The sequence below is a fragment of the Desulfovibrio sp. TomC genome (genome assembly GCF_000801335.2).
In the GTDB taxonomy this organism is placed as follows: domain Bacteria; phylum Desulfobacterota; class Desulfovibrionia; order Desulfovibrionales; family Desulfovibrionaceae; genus Solidesulfovibrio.
On the sequence record NZ_JSEH01000003.1, the window covers coordinates 73,660 to 90,805 of the forward strand.

A 17,146-nucleotide genomic window follows, 5' to 3' on the forward strand; every position below is an offset into this window, starting at 1 on the left:
CGGGCGTCGGCCCGTTGTGTTTGGTCTGGGCAGGGAACGGGGCGTTTCTAGGCGCTTGCGGCGGGGACTCCCTTTGGGGAAGTCGTCGGGGGAGGCGTTTGCGCGGCGCTTTGCAGGGCTGTTCGCACCGCGTCGGGATTTTGGGAAATGACGAGCAGATAGGCCCTGGCCGGACCCTCCGGCGTACGGCGTTTCTGTTCCCAGTGACGCAGGGTGTCCAGAGAAAAGCCGAACTCCTGGGCAAAGTGCTTTTGCGTCATCTTGAGCTTTTTGCGGATCTCGCGGACGTCCACCGATACGGCGTGGACCCGGTAGTCCTCGGTTCCTGCCTCGCCCTTGGCGTAGGCCACGGCCTCGCGCATGCTTTGCAGCAGTTTTTCACCCATGGCGGTCATGACGGTCACCTCGGATTGTAGGAGTCGATCAGTTCCCGGGCCAGTTGCTTAAGCGCGTTGCGTTCTCCCTGGGTGAGGGAGCATTTTGCGTTTTTCGGATAGAGCATGAGGGCAAACAGGGGCATATCTTCGTTATAGAAATAGTAGATGACCCGGTAGCCGCCGCTTTTCCCTTCATGCGCCCTGGCAAAACGCAGCTTGCGCACGCCTCCCGTGCCGGGCATCACCTTGCCGGCTTCGGGATTGCGCGCCAGCGAGGTGATGAGTTCGAGCCGTTCCTCTTCGCCGAGCAGGCTGTCGGCGTCGTTTTTAAATGTCGCCGTTTCGACGACCGTGATCGGCGGCGGGAACATGGCTCAAGGTAGTGCAGTGGACGACAGGCGTCAAGGCACGAGGGGTTGGTTACATGATATTTTGGGCCGGTCTGCGGGAGGGTATCCCGGGGGCTGGCCCTGTATCGTTGCTGCGGTTGGGAGGTGGGATGCGGCCCCGCCCGCAGAGGCAAAGCGTTGTCCCCACTCGTGCCGTGTCGTCAAACGGAGGCCTGCGGGATCTGGCGTGGTGTCGACTTGGCCTGGAGGATGACGAAATATTATTCTTGAAGTAAGAAAAATTATACAACAAACTATAAGCTGAGCGCATTACAGTGCTTGGCCTTGCAAACGACTAGGGCATCCTTTGAAGAGGCGCTTTTCGTGTGGCTGAAGCAGTGATGCGTATTGGTCTGAGCCGTTATCGCAAAGGATACGGAAACGAACGATGTTTCTCTGGATAGTGCTCAGTTGTCTGTATTTTGTTCCTGGCGTGCTGTTGCTGCAGGGGGCGCTTTGGTTTGTGACCAAAGGGAAGCACGATTTTTATGATGTACTTAAAGTTGTGTGTCTGGCATCTGTCTTATTTCCATTCGCAGCGAGATTGTTATATCTTGTGTGTTGCTTTTGGCCAGATGTAATTATTGTCTGTGTGATTTTAAATAAATTTATTAGTATAATAACAAGAGAATGGAAGTTTCTCGACATAGCTGTTTATGCTTTGATGTTGCTGTTCGTTGTTCAGACTCTCCTTTGTGCTTGGTTCGTGCGGCTGGGTGGCGGAAAGCGTCTCGGCTTGTTGCGGGCTGCGGCGGCAATTGCCTTGCAAGAATTCATGGCGGTGGGATTTTTGGTAATATGCTGCGGATTATTCAGGCTCTTTGCTCTTTTCGTGGCGTCCCTTGGTCGATAGCCCGGCACATGGCTTTTCCCTGGCTAACCGTTCCGCTCACCTGTCTTGGCCATGGTTGCCTGTCTTGCGGCGTATTCGTGCTGCCTGTGATCCACTCACTACCCCCGTCGCGCCGGCAGCAAATCATTTAATTCATTGATATAGTTCTTTTCGAGTTGGTTGACCCGGTCGATGTGGGTGCGAAAGATCATGTCCATGCGCGGGTCGAAGAAGCGGTGGGCGCTGTAGCTTGAAACGGACACGAATCCCCGCCGGGCCTTGTGTGCGCCGCCCATGCCGGGATCGTAGCGGGTGATGCCGTTTGCGATGGCGTAGGCGATGGGGGCGTAGTAGCACAGCTCGAAGTGGAGAAACGGCACGTCCTCGAAGGCGCCCCAGTAGCGGCCGTAGAGGATGTCGTTCTTGCCGGCCAGCATGGCCAGGGCGATGGGATCGCGCCGGCGGGGCCGGTAGGCGGCGGCAAAGGCCAGCCGGTGGCGGAACGCGCCGGCCATGCCCTCGAAGAATTCGTCGGTGAGGTAGCGGCAGCCCCAGGGGCCGAACTTGGTGTTGGTCCGTTCGTAGAGGCGCTGCATGAGCGGGAAAAACGAGTCCGGGATGTCGGAGCCGGCCACGATCTCGACGGTCACGCCGGCATCGGCCAGGGCTTTGCGTTCACGGTGGATGGCCTTTCGCCGGTTGGCGTTGAGCGTTCCCAGGAACGCCTCGAAATCGGCAAAGCCCCGGTTGCGCCACATATAGCCCTGGTGCCGCCAGGTGGAGAACCCGTAGTCCTCGGCCGAGGCGGCAAACTCCGGTTCGGTAAAAAGGAGCGCCGCGCCCTGGATGCCGTTGCCCTGGCAGTACTGCTCCATGGTCTCAAACAGCCGCCGCGACAGGCGCATCTGGTTGACGTCGGGGGCCATGAGAAAGCGCATGCCCGTGGCCGGCGTAAACGGCGTGGCCCCGACCAGACGCGGATAGTAGGGCAGGCCCAGGCGCACTGCGGCCTCGGCCCAGAGCTGGTCGAAGACGAATTCGCCGTCGGAATGCCACTTGAGGTACATGGGCAGCGCGCCGATGAGCCGGCCGCCGGAGCTGGCGATGAGGTGGTTGGGATACCAGCCCCGGGCCGGGGCGGCGCTGCCGGAATCCTCTAAGAGTTTCAGCCATTCCCATTCGAAAAAAGGGGTATCCAGGGGCTCGGCCAGGGCGTTCCAGGCTGGGCCGTCGATTTCGGACATGGACCGGGCAAAGCGCAGGGTGAGCTGCTCGTTGGGGACTGTCATAGCCGGCATATAAGCCTTGGCGGCGCTCCTGTCACCCGCCGGCCGCGACAGGCCGGCATAAAATACTGGTGCGCCACACGCCGTTTTCAAAGTCCTGGCGCGTCCAGCCGGCGGTTATGGCAAAGATCGGGGCGTATTTTTCCCATTCGCTGTTGTCCAGCACCAGGAACCCGCCCGGCCGCACCCGGCTTATGGCATTGAGCGCGCATTCGACCCTGGCCCGGCCGTCGATGATGACGAAATCCAGGCTGTCTTCGGGGAAATCCAGGATGGCGTCGCTGTAGGCGGCAAACTCCGGCCGTCGATGGACATGGCCCAGGCGCTGCCAGATGGCCGGCCGGGCCTGGGGGTGTCCGGGCGCATCCCCGGGCGGCAGGAAGCGGCTTTGGACATTGCCGATGCAGTGCCGGGCCAGCAGGGCCGCCGTCTTTCGCCGCCATTTGGCGTTGTGCTCGACCGTGACCAGGGTGAGCACCCGCCGGGCGATAAAGACCGTGCTGCGGCCGCCGCCCCACTCAAACCCGATCATACGGCGGGTGAGGCGGCGATTGAGGAAGCGGACCGCGCCGGCATTGAGCCAGGGATAGCAGGAATCGGCCGCCATGCGGCAGGCGGTCGGCAGATAGAGCACGGCCCGGACCGCCCGACGCAACTGCGCGGCCGGGCCGGTTGCGCCAGGGGTGTAGCGGATCAACATGCTGGAAACGGCCGGGAGGGAAGGATCAGGCCTGACAGGCGGCCAGGGCCGATGCCGTATCGGGATACAGGGCAAACACCTTGCCCAGATCGGCAATGCGCAGCACCTTGGCCACGCCCTCGCCCATGGAACACAGGGCCACGGTCCCGCCGCCGGCCAACAGCCGGTTTCGCACCGTAATGAGGCTGCCAATGGCGCTGGAATCCATGAAATCCACCCCGGACAGATCAAAGGCCAACACGGCGGGCGTGGCTTCCAAATGGGCGGCCAGCTCCCGCTGAAAATCCGGACAGACTGTATAATCGAACATTTTGGGCAGGCCGGACACCAGGGTCAGCCGGCCTTGCTGCGTCACAACCAAGTTCATTGCGCCTCCAAATCGCCTCAGGGCGATGGCCGGACACCTACCATGCCGCCCCCCCACGGGCAAGCCGGCACAATCCGCCGCCCGCCCCTTCCGGTAGGACGAAAATGCATGTATACTATCCCGCGTGCCCTTCTCTGCGTTGCAACACGAGGTGAACCCCGCCCATGAACAAGGTCCCGGAATCCGCCAGAAAGCCGTGTCCGCACGATGTCTGTGCCGAATCGGTCTGCGCCATGCTCGACCGGGTCGGCGTCCCCAAGGACTCCAAATGGCGCGGGTTGATCCTGTATATGCGCAGCATCAAGAACTATGATTTTCTGGACAACGAGCAGAAGGAACAGTTCCAGGCCCTGGGCATGGAAGTGCTGCGGGCCAGGGACTTCACCGAAGAGAAATTTCGTGAAGTCATCAAGGCCAACGAACGCATTTTAAGCGCGCCCTGGAACCGCGCCCTGACCCGCACCCTGGCCGAGACCGCCGCCCTGGTCCAGGAGTTCCAGGACACGCTGTTTCGGCACAAAGGCGGCGTGCAGAAACTCGAAAGCGTTGCCGTTGATGCCGTGGAATCCGGCGGCGACGTCGAACGGATGCTTGGCACCATCCGTCGCGGGTTCAAAGACATGGTGGCCATGATCGAGGAAGACGCCGAGAAGATGGTGGCGCTCACCCTCACCGACGCCCTGACCGCCATTTCCAATCGTCGGGCGTTTGACGAACACATGAGCCGCACCGTGGCCCTGTCCACCCTGGAACGCCGGCCCCTGTCGCTTTTCATGCTCGATATCGACCACTTCAAACGCTTCAACGACGAACACGGCCACCGCATCGGCGATCAGGCCCTGGTCGTTGTCGGCGCCATCCTCAAAGGCTTTGCCGAGGAAATGAAGCAGCTTGAGGACCGCGATATTTTCCCCGCCCGCTACGGCGGCGAAGAATTCGCCGTCACCCTGCTTGATGTCTCCAAACAGGAAGCCGAAGAGCTGGCCGACATCATTCGCCGCAAAATCGAACGCTACAACTTCGTCATCCGCGACCCGGACGGACAGATCCTGGCGGCCGGCATCAAGATCAACGTCAGCATCGGCGTGGCCGAACTGCTCGCCGACTGTCCCACCGCCGACATCGCCCACCTCGTCGACGCCGCCGACAAGGCCCTGTATATCGCCAAATCCTCCGGGCGAAACAAGGTGTGCGTGTACGTGAAAGGGTAGGCGGCGCGGGGGCCGCGCCAACCATCCAGACGGCAAGGCGGCCGAGCGTGCCGACGTCCCGCAGTCTTCATTTCCTCCCGCATCCCCAGCCGCCCCGTCCTGCGTCCGCGCCATGCCTCCCATCCAGGGGCAGGACGGGACGAGGCGAGGGCATTCTCCCTGACAGGTCCAGAGGCGCACCCCGGCGGGTCTTGCGGGACAGCGCCGTTCTGGCTGTGGCCTGGGGCCATCAATTCCCTTGTCTCGGGATGGAATCGCTTCAGTCTTCCGCTGTCCCTGCCGCTTACAACGAATTCTGAAAGATCCGCTCCACCACCGAGCCGTCCACCCGGATGGGGGCCTGAGGCAGGAGTTGCTTGGACAGGGGCGATTTGACGGCCAGGCGGGTGAGCGCCGGCACGTCGGCCCCGGTGAAGTAGGCGGACATGCTGGCCGGCTGGCCGATGCTGGCGAACCACTGTTTGAGACGTTCGACAGCGGTATCGGTCTCGCCCGGGTTGCCGGTCAGGTCCGGGGCCAGGGGGTGGAGCAGGTCGGCCAGGATTTCCGGGGTGGCCGGGTAGATTTCGCGCAACACGGCCGGCAGGAGGATGCCCAGGCCGTCGCCGTGGGTGACGTCGGCATTGAGCGTGCTCATGGTGTGTTCCAGGGCGTGGGTGATGTGCAGGCTGCCGAGGTCGAAGCTGATGCCGGCAATGGCCGAGGCGTACATGAGCCAATAGCGGGCGGTGAGGTTGCCGGGTTGTCGGATGGCTGTGGGCAGGAAGGCGGCAATGGTGCGGATGGCGTCTTTGGCCAGGCAGATGGAATAGGGCGAGGCCGTGGTGGCGGTGGCGGTCTCCAGGGCGTGGGTCAGGGCGTCGACGGCCGTGGCCACGGTGTGTTTGGCCGGCAGGGAGACGGTGAGTCTCGGGTCTTCGATGGTGAAGGCCGGGTAGAGGTGGGGCGAGTGGATGACCGGTTTGTCTTCGCCGTCGGACTGGGCCGTGGCGAAGGCGTTGCATTCCGAGCCGGAGCCGTGGGTGGTGTTGATGGCGATGATGGGGAGCGCTGCGGTGATGGCGGCGTTTTTTTCGAAGAAATCCGCGGCTTTTTTGCCGGGGTGGGCCAGTAGCACGGCTGCGGTTTTGGCGGTGTCTAGGGCGCTGCCGCCGCCAATGGCCAACACGGCCTTGGCGTTTATGAGGCGGCCGGCCTTGGCGGCGGCCTCGCAATTGGCGAACGTCGGATTGGGGCGCACGCCGTCGTAATGGTCCCAGGTGACGTGGGCGTTGAGGGCCGGGCGCACGGTGTCCCAGGCGGTGCTGGCCTTATAGGCAATGGGATCGGTGACGACCAGGACGGCGTCGCAGCCGGACTGGGCCAGGCCGGCCAGGATGTCGTCGATCCTGGCCAGGGCGCCGATGCCGAAATAGGTCGTCGGCCGGGTTGGTTGCAGGATAAAGACTCGGTTGATGTCGATTTTGCACTGCCAGCTGCCCATGCCGTACCTCGCTTGCTTGGTTGCTCGGGGTCCGTCTGAAGGCGGCGGTCCGGGAAAACGCTATCAATTCCCGTGCCAGCCAGGATCGGGACTGTTTCCGGGGGGATGGAGGCAGGCCGTTCCGGTCGAGATGGCCAAATCAGCCCGGCGTTGGCTTCCGGGGATGGTTTACACAGCTGTAATGAGCGCGGGGGCGGGGCCTTTGGCGTATGGGTAAAAAAGAAACACCCCCGTCCGAATCGGGGAATTAATGACCCGGACCGGAAACGGGCTTTGGGAAAAGATGTCCCGGCCGGGCCGGCCGGCCGGGACAAGGGACATGAAAAAGGCCGCCCGCAGGCGGCCTTGAGGCAACGTCGGATCGTCGAAATGCCGGCGTTTGTCAGTGCATCCCCTCGGGCATTTTGGAGCCCATGGGCGGTTTTTTCATGATCCACATCATGACGGCCAGCCCCAGGAACATGAGGCCCTGGGCATAGAACACGTCGCAAAAGGCCATGGCGTTGGCCTGTCTGAGCATGAGCCGGTAGAGGGTCGCGCCGGCGGTCTGGGCGGCGTCGTGGATGCCGAGCAGCTTGGGGGCGAGGTAGGCGGCCAGGCGATCCTGGGCCGTCTGGTAGTTGAGGTCAAAGGGCGTGAGATTTTCCGTCAGGCGCAATTGGTGGAACTGGGCGCGCCGGGCGAGCAGGGTGGTGACAAAGGCCACGCCAAAGGAGCCACCCAGGTTTCGCAGAAGATTAAAGATCGCCGAGGCGTTGTTCATGGCTTGGCGCGGGAGGTAGGCCATGGTCAGATACGACAGGGGCACGAAGAAAAAGGCGATGCCCACAGCCTGGATGTTGCGGGCGGCAATGGCCGTGCCGATGTCGATGTCGAGCGAAAAGCCGGACATGTTAAACAGCGAATAGCCGCTGATTAAAAGGCCCACCCACAAGATGAAGCGGGCGTCGATCTTGGTGGTCATCTTGCCGACGATGGGCAGCACGGCCAGCATGATGAGCCCGCCCGGGCCAAGGACCACGCCCGCGAGAAAGGCCGAGTAGCCCATGAGATTTTGCAGGTAGAGCGGGAGCAGCACAATGGCCCCGAAAAAGGCGAAATAGCCGAAAAACATGACCACGTTGCCAGTGGCGAAACTGCGGTCCTTGAACACTCTGAGATCGACCACCGGGTGTTTGCAGACCAGTTCCCAGATGAGAAAGGCGGTCAGGGCGAGGCCGGCCACAATGGACAGGCTGAAGATGAAGTCCGAACTGAACCAGTCGTCCTGCTGGCCCTTGTCGAGCACGATCTGCAGGCAGCCAAGACCCACGGTCAAAAGGGCCAGGCCGATGTAGTCCACGGATTCCCCGGCCTTGCGCCGCTCCAGATAGTCCGGGTCCTTGATGTAGAGCCAGATCATGGCCACGGCCAGGATGCCGACGGGCACGTTGATGTTGAAAATCCAGCGCCAGGAATAGTTGTCGGTGATGTAGCCGCCAAGGAGCGGGCCGAGGATGGGGCCGAGCACCGCGCCCATGGCAAAGATGGCCATGGCCAGGCCGCGTTCCCGGGGCGGATAGGCTTCGAGCAGGATCGCCTGGGACATGGGTTGCAGCCCGCCGCCGCCAAGGCCCTGGATGATGCGGAAAAAGACCAGCATGCCAAGGCTTGTGGCCAGCCCGCACAGCATGCTGGCAATGGTGAAGATCACGACCGAGGCTATCAGATAATTGCGCCGGCCAAGCACCTTGGACAGAAAGCCGCTGATCGGGATGACGATGGCGTTGGAGACCAGGTACGAGGTGAGCACCCAGGTGACCTCGTCCTGGCCGGCCGACAGGCTGCCCTGGATATGCCCGAGGGCCACGTTGGCAATGGACGTGTCGAGAATTTCGATCAGCGTCGGGATCATCACCGCCAGGGTGATGAGCCATTTATTGGGGGCGGAGTCAGCCATCGCATCAGTTGGTGTGGATGGTGGGCACCACGCTCATGCCCAGACGAAGCGGCGGCAGCGCCTCGTTATCCTTGTCGAAAACGATTTTGACCGGAATACGCTGGACAATCTTCACGTAGTTGCCTGAGGCGTTTTCCGAGGGGAACAGCGAGAAGACCGAGCCGGTGCCGGCCATGATGGACTCCACGATGCCGGTAATGGGATGGCCGGGGTAGGTGTCCACGTCGATTTCGACCTTCTGCCCCGGGCGCACGTCTTTGAGCTGGGTTTCCTTGAAATTGGCCGTGACCCACAGGTCCTTGGTTTCCAGGGGGACGACGGTCATAAGGGCCTGCCCGGCCGCCACCAGCCGGCCGGATTCGATCTGTTTTTTGGTCACATGCCCGGCCACGGGGGAGACGATGCGGGTGTAAGACAGGTTGAGTTCGGCCTGCTTGACCTTTTGCCGGGCCAGTTCCACCCGGGCCTTTTGGGCCGAGGCTTCCTTGGACTGGATGACGGCCTGCTCCTCGCCGGTCTGGGCCAGAACGATTTCCGAGCGCAGACGTTTGATGTCGGCCAGGATCGACTCCAGGCGGCGTCCGGCCCCTTCGGCCTTGGCCCGGGCCGCCCGCAGCTGGGCCTCGTGGGCCCGGCGTTTGTTTTCGATGGTGTCGAGGTCGGACTGGGACACGGCGTCCTTGTGGCGAAGGACGCTGATGCGCCCCCAGTCGAGCTTGTCCTGGTCGAGCTGGGCCTCGATCTGGGCGGCGTCCTGGATGGCGGCGTCGCGTTCCTTGGTGGCCTGCTCCAGGCTTCGCTGCTCGCTTTCGAGCTGGGCGTTGGCCGAGGTCACCTTGGACGAGGTCTGGGAGCGTTGCAGGGGGACGCCGAGTTCCTGGGCCGAGAACTGGCTTTCGGCCGAGGCCAGATCGGCCCGGGCCTGGGCCAGGGCCACTTCGAAATCGGTGGGGTCCAGCACGGCCAGGACGTCGCCGGCGGCCACGAGCTGGTTGTCTTCCACCGGGGCCTCGTTGACGTAGCCGGCCACCCGGGGGGTGATGGGGTGGATGCGGCCATCCACAAAGGCGTCGTCGGTGGTGACCTTGCCCCGCAGGTAGATGGCATAGCCAAGGACCAGGACGGCGATGGCGGCGGCCGCGATGATCATGAGCCGCTTTTTGCGGTTGATCGGCTGGCCTTCGGGTTTATGCTTGGGGCGGAAAAGCGGTTTCATGGTTCGTCCTTGGGTTCGGGCATGGCGTCGAGACGGGCTTCGATGCGCGCAAGAATGCGGCGCAGGATCGTCGCCTCCTCGTCGGTGAGATCAGCATAGGCGATGGCGGCGAAATTTCGCACCACCGGAGCCAGGGCGCGGACCACGTCTTCGCCTTCGGGCGTCGGGAACAGGCGCTGGCTGCGACGGTCGCGGGCGTCGCGTCGCCGGGATATGAGGCCTCGCGTTTCCAGGCGGTCGAGGATGCGGGTGATGGAGGTCTTGTCCTTGACCGTGCGTTCGCCCAGGCCCACCTGGGTCATGCCGGTGGTTTCACACAGACGGTAGAGCACGATCCACTGCTCCGGGGTGACGTCGTGGCCGGCGGCGGCAAAGGCCCGGCGAAGGGCCATTTTGATCCTGGCGGCGGCGTGGCCCACGGTGTAGCCGATGGCGCGGTCGATGTCGTAAAACGTGCTGGCATCCATAAAGGGGCATCCTGGGACGAGCGGAAAAGTTGTCGTGCGGAAAATATACATGGCAACTATTGACGTCAAGACGTTCCGGAAGGTCTTGCCCCGGGCGGGGGTGTCTGACAGGTTGGCGGGAAGTTTGAGGAGGCGATCATGCAGGCATTGCATCGGATGTGGCAGGCGGTGGGGGATATGGTCCGGTTTCGCGACCGGGTCCGGCCCCGACTGACGGCCCTGGAGATTTTTAAATATATCGGGCCGGGACTGCTTGTGACCGTGGGATTTATCGATCCGGGCAACTGGGCCTCCAACGTGGCGGCCGGCGCGGACTACGGCTATGCGCTCTTGTGGATGGTGACGCTGTCCACGGTGATGCTCATCGTGTTGCAGCACAATGCGGCCCATCTCGGCATTGCCACCGGGCTTTGCCTGTCCGAGGCGGCCATGCGCCATTTGCCCCGGGGGGTGGCGGTAACGGCCCTGGCCACGGCTGTCGGGGCCTCGGTGTCAACCTCCCTGGCCGAGCTGTTGGGCGGGGCCATTGCCTTGCGGATGCTCTTTGGGCTGCCCCTTGGCGTTGGGACGCTCATGGTGCTGGCTGTGGTGCTGTGGATGCTTTTTTCCAAATCCTACCGCCACCTGGAACGCTACATCATCGGCTTCGTGTCGCTGATCGGGATGTCCTTCGTCTTTGAACTGTCGTTGGTGCATATCGACTGGGGGGCGGCGGTCGTGGGCTGGGTGCGCCCGCAGCTGCCCGAAGGGTCGCTGCCGGTGGTCATGAGCGTCCTTGGGGCGGTAGTCATGCCGCACAACCTGTTTTTGCATTCCGAGGTCATCCAGAGCCGGCAGTGGAACCTGGACGAGCCGGCCATGATCCGACGCCAACTCAAGTACGAATATCTGGATACGCTGTTTTCCATGACGGTCGGGTTTTGCATCAACAGCTCCATGATCCTGCTGGCCGCGGCGGCCTTTTTCAGCCACGGCCTGCCGGTGTCGGAACTGGAGCAGGCCCGGTCCCTGCTTGACCCCTTGCTCGGCTCGGCGGCGGGCCTGGTTTTCGCCGTCAGCCTGCTCTTGGCCGGGCTGGCTTCCAGCGTGACGGCGGGCATGGCCGGCGGCAGCATCTTTGCCGGCATCTTCAGCGAGCCCTACGACATCCGCGACAGCCATTCCCGCATGGGTGTGGTCATCACCCTGGTCGGCGGGGCGGCGGCCGTGCTTTTCGTGGGCGATCCGCTCAAAGGGCTGATCTGGTCCCAGATCGTCCTGTCCATCCAACTGCCCATCACGATCGTCATGCAACTGTGCCTGACCTCGCGCCGGGCCGTCATGGGACCCTATGTCAACAAGCCCTTTACCACGGCGGTTCTGGCGGTGGTGGCCCTGGTGGTCATCGGCCTCAACATCATGCTGCTCATAAGTACCCTGTCCTGACGGCTCCGCACGCTGGCCTGACGGCCCCACGAAAAAACGCCGCCGTCCGGTCAGGCCGGGCGGCGGCGTTCTCCCCTCGAAAAACGGAAACTACTTTTTGGCTTTTTTGGCCTTGCCCTTCATCGGGGCGGCCTTGTCCGGGCCGGGGTAGTTGGCGACCATGCCGCCGAGCTTCATGCACTCGTCCACAGAGCCGGTCATGACCGTGTTGGCGCCGACCGTGCACTGCCAGGTCTTTTTGGGGGCGGCCTTCTTGGCTTTGCCTTTGGCAAAGGCCGGGACAGCGGACAGGGCCAGGGTCAGGGCGGCGGCGAAAACGATGAACTTTTTCATGGGATCCCTCCTCGAACGGAACATTTTTTCGTGGAATATAACGCTACGCAGGGGAGTGCAAGAGAAGCGTTGGCATAAAACCCCTGCCAAGGGCTGTCCCAGGCGCTTTCGGCCGGTTTGCCGACTCACGGGCGGCGGCGGGCAGGGTGCACAAGGGCGCTTGGCGGCCGCGTCCGGACAGCGCATCGCTGCGGGGTGCGGCGCATTGCCCTGTGCCGCAGGCGGCAAGGCGGCCGGCAAACAGCGCCATATTTCAAAAATGCAATGCGCACCGGTTCCCGGGCGCGGCGCAGGGCGGCCGTACAGGCGGCCGGCTAGCGGCGCAGCAGAAGGTACACGGTGCTGGTCAGCAGATCGTCCGGGGAATAGGCGCACAAAAGCGACTGCGGCGGGATGAACTCGCCGGAGACGCGCACTGGTACGGCCCGCAGCAAGGTCAGGCCCGAGGTCTGGACGGCGTGGAGCAGTTGGCGCACGGTGAGGCGGTTGAGATCCAGGAACTGTTCGATCAGATGCTTCCGGTAGGCGGCGAAGTCGTTTTGACTGTAGAGCAGGTCCCCTTTTTCCGTATTGTCGGCATCGTCTTCGGCGCTGCCGGCCTGTTTGACAAAGGCGGCCGTGCTCATGAGCAGATGGCCCCAGGGAATGTCCACCAGGCGGCGCAGATGGGAGCCAAAGGGCGAGAGATAGAGCGGATCGATCTGGATGAGGCAGTGCCCGCCGGGTTTTAAGGCCAGACGCAGGGCGGCCAGGGCGGCCGGCACATCGGGCAGATGCTCGAACACCGACCAACTGTAGGCCGCGTCAAAGGTTCCTTCGGCAAAGGGCAGCCGGCAATCCGGCCCCACCTGGGCAAAGGCGAGATTCGCCGGCAGGGCCGGGCTGCCGGTATTGGCGGCGGCCAGTTGCGGCAGGTGGAGAAACGACGGATGGATGTCCGCGCCGACGACCAGCCCGGCTCCCAGGGCGGCCACGCCGGCGGCGGTGATGCCGTCGCCGCAACCGAAATCGAGGATGCGGGCTCCGGCCAGGGGGGCGCATTCAGCCAAAAAGCCGCAAACAATGCGGGCGGCGTGCACAAAGTGGCTCTCGAACCAGGGATCCATGGCGTCTCGCTTGGTGGAATGTGGGGCTGCGGGCAAGGCCTGATAGCAGCCCGGGCCGGCAAAGTCATGCGGCCCAGGCGATGCCCGCTCGGCGGCCCATTCGGACAGACCGCTACGGGGCGGCCGCCTGGGTACGGGATTGGGACAGCCGGCGGCTGGTTTCAAGGTCCAGTTCCCGGCGCAGTTCGTCGGGCATGGGCCGGCTGTCGGCGGCGGCTCTGGCCGCACGGGTGGCCCTGGGGCCGAGCAGCCCGCCGGCGTTGTAGTTGATATTGGCCCAGTTGTTCTGGGCCACGAGGGCCGTTATGGACCCGTCGCCGTTAATGTCGGCCGCGACATTGGCCTCTATGGAGCCGTTATGGTTCCAGTCGATGGGAGCGGCGGCATCGCCGGCCAGCGCCCCTTGCGCCCCGCTGTTGTAATAGTAGTACGTGCCGTAGCCGGCCACGCTGTCCGCCCCGGTCAGGCCGAGATTCTCATTGAGGGCGGCCTCGTTGAGGGTCGGCGTGGTCAGACGCTGGTAGTCGAACTGCAGCGGATAGCCCCCATCCCCCCAGTGGCCGTCCTGGTACAGGCCGATGGTCTGGAAAGAATAATTCATTACGCTTAAATAGTTCGGCTTGTAGTTTTCGTGGTCCGAGCCGCCGTGGGTGAGTCCCAGGCAATGGCCCAGCTCGTGGACGAAGGTGCCGAGCTTTTCCCAGTCTGTTCCGCCGGTCGGACCCCACAGGCCCAGGCTGACCAGGAAGTCCGTGGCCGGGATATCGCGGGCCAGGCCGCTGGAGGAATCCTCGTTGTAGGAGTTGGCCCAAATCATGTATCGAAAAGATTTGGCATAGGCCGGGTCAAACGAGAGGTTCTTGCGGGTTTCGAAATCCACCCAGACCTGGGTGTAATTATTCTGCACGCCAAGGGTCTCGGCGTACAGGACGCTGTTTTTGAGGATGGGATGGATGCGGATGCCGGTTGTGCCGTCGGGGTTGGTCACGGGCGCATGGGCAAACACGGCCTTTATGTTGTCGATGACAGTCTGGGACGGCCCGAGGCTCCCCTTGGTCGGATGGATCATGTAGTCCATCCAGACAAACAGGTCCTTGTGCAGGGGGTCGGCCCCCATGCCCGGCAGATCCACGAACGTGTTGCCGACGAAGTAGCCGTTTCGTTCCCAGACGTCGGGCAGCCCGTCGCCGTCGGTGTCGCGCGACAGGGGGGCGGTGATGGCCGGGAGGAAAAGCGGCAGGTTGAATTCGTCGGCGTGGCTGACGTCTGGCCAGGCCGTCAGTCCGGGCAGCAGTGCCAGCATGCAACAGATCATGACATTTTTGATATGGGCTGCCATGTGAAATCCTGGTGTGGCTATGGGCCGGTCGTTCTGTTGTGTTTGGGAATAGTTGTAATAATATTGTTAGTTAAAGAATAGGTATGCTTTGAAATAAATGTCAAGCGGCAGACGGGTTGCAGGGGTTGGTTGGGGTTGCTGTTGGTGAATGACAGTGAGAAACGAGCTGTTGCAGTGTGTCAGGTTTGATGCTAATTTGTGACTGTCCAGTGCCGACTCTTTGTCGTAGCGGCGGGGGCTGCCCCCTGCGTCCATCAGAGGGCTTGGCCGAATCGCACGAATGGGAACCAAAAGGTGACTCTCCGGGTGTCCGGAGTACCGCAATCCGTGGCACGATCATATCTCAACCGAGCGGAGGCCAAGGGAGACATTGCATGCAACTCAAATCCATACAAGCTAAAATCATCTTGCTGGCCGGCGTCTGCCTGCTGGCCACTGCGGCCTCCCTGGTCGGCTATGGCCTGTATTCGTCGGGCAAGACCCAGTCCTTTGTGTCAAAACGGGTCGGAACCTTGCTGGAAGACGAGGCCAAGCGCAATCTTGGCGCCCTGGCGGCCACCCAGGCCGCCGTCATCCAGAGCGCCCTGGAAGACAACCTCGTCACCGCCCGGACCATGGCCAAGACCTTTGAGGTGCTGCGCGAGCAGTTCGCCGGCCTGGCCGGGCAGGACGGCGTAAAAAACCCGGCCCGCGAAGTGCTCGACACCATTTTGGTGGAAGTTCTCAAAAACAATCCGCAGTATCTGGGCGCCTATTCGGCCTGGGAACCCGGAGCCTTGGACGGCCGGGACAAGGAATTCGCCGGCGCAGCCAAGGGCGATCACGACGAGACCGGTCGTTTTGTCCCCTACTGGAACCGCGATCAAGCCGGCAAGATTGCCCAGCAGCCGTTGGTCGAATTTGAGAGCCAGGACCGCCATCCCAACGGCGTGCGCAAGGGCGGCTGGTATCTCTGGCCCCGGGAATCCGGCAAGGAAAGCGTTCTCGACCCCTTCCCCTACATCGTTCAGGGCCGCCAGGAATGGCTGACCACCCTGTCCGTGCCGGTCAAAAAGGACGGCAAATTCCTGGGTGTGGCCGGCACCGACCTGCGCCTCAACTTTCTTCAGGAGCTGGCCAAGAAGGTCGATACCAGCCTCTACGGCGGCCAGGGCGATGTGGCCATCGTCAGCCATGACGGCCTGATCGTGGCCAGCAGCGAGAAGCCCGAGACCGTGGGCCAGCCTTTAAGCACGATCTCAAAGGATTGGGAAGAACTGGCCAAGGCGGTCAAGGAAGGCCGGTCCGTGATTGACATCAGCGACGTCTCCGGCAACTACCGGGCCTTGGTCCCGATTCAGCTCGGCCGCACCGACCGGCCCTGGGCCGTTCTCATCCGGGTGCACCCGGACGTCGTGCTGGCCGAAAGCAAGAAGCTCGACGCCGAGATGGCGGCCTTGGGACATGAGAGCACCGTCTGGCAGATCGGCGTGGGCCTTGGGGTCACGGTCGTGGCCCTGGCCGTGCTGTGGATTTTCGCCGCCGGTCTGGTGCGCCCTCTGCGTCAGGCCGCAGCCTTTGCCGGCGCAGTGGCCGAGGGCGATTTCACCCAAACCCTGGCCATCAATCAGGTGGATGAGACCGGTGTGTTGGCCAAGGCGCTCACCCGCATGGTCGACAACCTCAAGAAAATGATCGCTCAGGCCGAAGACAAAACCAGCGAAGCCGCAGCTGAGGCCGAACGCGCCCGGGCGGCCGTGGCCGAGGCCGAGGTGGCCCGCGGTCAGGCGGCCGAGGCCCAGCGCCAGGGCCGGCTCGACGCAGCCGCCCATATTGAGGATGTGGCCCAGGCCGTCTCGGCCGCCTCAAGCGAGCTGGCTTCCCAGATAGACCAATCCAAGGAAGGGGCCGACATCCAGCGGCAGCACGCCGGGGAAACGGCCACGGCCATGGAGGAAATGAACGCCACCGTGCTTGAAGTGGCCAGAAACGCCTCCCAGGCCGCCAGCGGCGCCGGAACCGCCCGGGACAAGGCCAAGGAAGGGGCCGGCATGGTGCGTCAGGTGGTGGCGGCCATAGGCGCCGTCCAGGACCGTGCGGCCACGTTGCGCACCAACATGGACGCGCTGGGCCGTCAGGCCGACGGCATCGGCAACATCATCGGCGTTATTTCAGACATCGCCGACCAGACCAACCTGCTGGCCCTAAACGCCGCCATTGAGGCCGCCCGGGCCGGCGACGCCGGGCGCGGGTTCGCGGTGGTGGCCGACGAGGTGCGCAAGCTGGCGGAAAAGACCATGACCGCCACCAAGGAAGTGGGCGCTGCCGTGCACGCCATCCAGGCCGGGGCCAAGTCGAGCATCGACGGCGTCGAAGGCGCGGTCCGGGCCGTGGATCAGGCCACGGAGCTGGCCGGCCAGTCGGGCGCGGTCCTGGAAGAGATCGTGTCCATCGTGGAGAGTTCCGCCGATCAGGTGCGCTCCATCGCCACGGCCTCCGAGCAGCAGTCCGCCGCCAGCGAAGAGATCAACCGGGCCGTGGAAGACATCAACCGCATATCCGACGACACCGCCCAGTCCATGGCCAGGGCGGCCGGGTCGGTCGAGGAATTGGCGCAGCAGGCCGAGAACCTGAATCGTCTGGTGGCCTCGCTCAAGGCCGACTGATCCAGCCCGGCGCACCGCAGACAACGGGGAG

The 17,146-nt window shown here is 63.2% G+C and carries 16 protein-coding genes; 4 read left to right on the forward strand and 12 right to left on the reverse strand.

Annotation, left to right across the window (positions count from 1 at the left end; translation table 11 throughout):
• Positions 1-47 precede the first annotated feature (47 nt).
• Positions 48-395, reverse strand: a complete 348-nt coding sequence (locus tag NY78_RS03570; RefSeq protein WP_047960032.1) for a helix-turn-helix domain-containing protein — start codon at positions 393-395, stop codon at positions 48-50.
• A 5-nt stretch (positions 396-400) separates the two neighbouring features.
• Positions 401-748 (reverse strand): type II toxin-antitoxin system RelE/ParE family toxin, encoded by a 348-nt coding sequence (locus tag NY78_RS25400; RefSeq protein WP_043631830.1) that lies wholly within the window; start codon positions 746-748, stop codon positions 401-403.
• A gap of 406 nt (positions 749-1,154) precedes the next feature.
• Between NY78_RS25400 and NY78_RS03580 the strand changes: the two genes are divergently transcribed.
• Positions 1,155-1,619 carry a hypothetical protein gene (locus tag NY78_RS03580; RefSeq protein ID WP_043631834.1) on the forward strand — a complete coding sequence of 155 codons (465 nt, stop codon included), beginning with the start codon at positions 1,155-1,157 and terminating at the stop codon, positions 1,617-1,619.
• A 98-nt stretch (positions 1,620-1,717) separates the two neighbouring features.
• On the opposite strand, the gene NY78_RS03585 is transcribed toward NY78_RS03580, so the two are convergent.
• Genes NY78_RS03585 through NY78_RS03595 form a run of 3 tightly spaced genes read right to left on the reverse strand, consistent with a single transcriptional unit; the run spans position 1,718 to position 3,951 of the window.
• Positions 1,718-2,896, reverse strand: a complete 1,179-nt coding sequence (locus tag NY78_RS03585) for a GNAT family N-acetyltransferase (protein ID WP_231583736.1) — start codon at positions 2,894-2,896, stop codon at positions 1,718-1,720.
• Between the two features lie 22 nt (positions 2,897-2,918).
• The gene (locus tag NY78_RS03590) at positions 2,919-3,584 is read right to left on the reverse strand and encodes a methyltransferase domain containing protein (protein WP_043631841.1); all 666 of its coding nucleotides are present in this window, start codon (positions 3,582-3,584) and stop codon (positions 2,919-2,921) included.
• Positions 3,585-3,609: 25 nt separating this feature from the next.
• Positions 3,610-3,951, reverse strand: coding sequence for an STAS domain-containing protein (locus tag NY78_RS03595; protein WP_043631844.1), 342 nt, complete (start codon positions 3,949-3,951; stop codon positions 3,610-3,612).
• A gap of 164 nt (positions 3,952-4,115) precedes the next feature.
• Here NY78_RS03595 and NY78_RS03600 point away from each other — a divergent pair, with 164 nt between their 5' ends.
• Positions 4,116-5,162: a GGDEF domain-containing protein gene (locus NY78_RS03600; protein ID WP_043631847.1), complete on the forward strand. Its 1,047-nt coding sequence runs from the start codon at positions 4,116-4,118 to the stop codon at positions 5,160-5,162.
• Between the two features lie 283 nt (positions 5,163-5,445).
• Here the strand turns inward: NY78_RS03600 and NY78_RS03605 are convergent, their stop codons facing one another.
• The 4 genes from NY78_RS03605 to NY78_RS03625 form a co-directional block, all read right to left on the reverse strand.
• Positions 5,446-6,645 carry an iron-containing alcohol dehydrogenase gene (locus tag NY78_RS03605; protein WP_043631848.1) on the reverse strand — a complete coding sequence of 400 codons (1,200 nt, stop codon included), beginning with the start codon at positions 6,643-6,645 and terminating at the stop codon, positions 5,446-5,448.
• 382 nt (positions 6,646-7,027) lie between these two features.
• The gene (locus NY78_RS03615) at positions 7,028-8,584 is read right to left on the reverse strand and encodes a DHA2 family efflux MFS transporter permease subunit (RefSeq protein ID WP_043631854.1); all 1,557 of its coding nucleotides are present in this window, start codon (positions 8,582-8,584) and stop codon (positions 7,028-7,030) included.
• Between the two features lie 4 nt (positions 8,585-8,588).
• The gene (locus NY78_RS03620) at positions 8,589-9,800 is read right to left on the reverse strand and encodes an HlyD family secretion protein (protein ID WP_043631858.1); all 1,212 of its coding nucleotides are present in this window, start codon (positions 9,798-9,800) and stop codon (positions 8,589-8,591) included.
• The gene (locus NY78_RS03625) at positions 9,797-10,267 is read right to left on the reverse strand and encodes a MarR family winged helix-turn-helix transcriptional regulator (protein ID WP_043631860.1); all 471 of its coding nucleotides are present in this window, start codon (positions 10,265-10,267) and stop codon (positions 9,797-9,799) included. The genes NY78_RS03620 and NY78_RS03625 overlap by 4 nt, the downstream gene beginning before the upstream one ends.
• Positions 10,268-10,405: 138 nt before the next feature.
• On the opposite strand from NY78_RS03625, the gene NY78_RS03630 reads away from it, so the two are divergent.
• Positions 10,406-11,692, forward strand: a complete 1,287-nt coding sequence (locus NY78_RS03630; RefSeq protein WP_043631863.1) for an Nramp family divalent metal transporter — start codon at positions 10,406-10,408, stop codon at positions 11,690-11,692.
• Positions 11,693-11,782: 90 nt separating this feature from the next.
• Here the strand turns inward: NY78_RS03630 and NY78_RS03635 are convergent, their stop codons facing one another.
• The 3 genes from NY78_RS03635 to NY78_RS03645 form a co-directional block, all read right to left on the reverse strand.
• Positions 11,783-12,025, reverse strand: a complete 243-nt coding sequence (locus NY78_RS03635) for a hypothetical protein (protein WP_043631865.1) — start codon at positions 12,023-12,025, stop codon at positions 11,783-11,785.
• 314 nt (positions 12,026-12,339) lie between these two features.
• The gene (locus NY78_RS03640) at positions 12,340-13,131 is read right to left on the reverse strand and encodes a class I SAM-dependent methyltransferase (protein ID WP_043631868.1); all 792 of its coding nucleotides are present in this window, start codon (positions 13,129-13,131) and stop codon (positions 12,340-12,342) included.
• A 112-nt stretch (positions 13,132-13,243) separates the two neighbouring features.
• Positions 13,244-14,470 carry a binary toxin-like calcium binding domain-containing protein gene (locus NY78_RS03645; RefSeq protein WP_043631871.1) on the reverse strand — a complete coding sequence of 409 codons (1,227 nt, stop codon included), beginning with the start codon at positions 14,468-14,470 and terminating at the stop codon, positions 13,244-13,246.
• A gap of 374 nt (positions 14,471-14,844) precedes the next feature.
• On the opposite strand from NY78_RS03645, the gene NY78_RS03650 reads away from it, so the two are divergent.
• A complete protein-coding gene (locus tag NY78_RS03650) occupies positions 14,845-17,115 on the forward strand; it encodes a methyl-accepting chemotaxis protein (RefSeq protein ID WP_043631874.1) in 2,271 nt (756 codons plus the stop codon).
• The last annotated feature ends 31 nt before the right edge of the window (positions 17,116-17,146 follow it).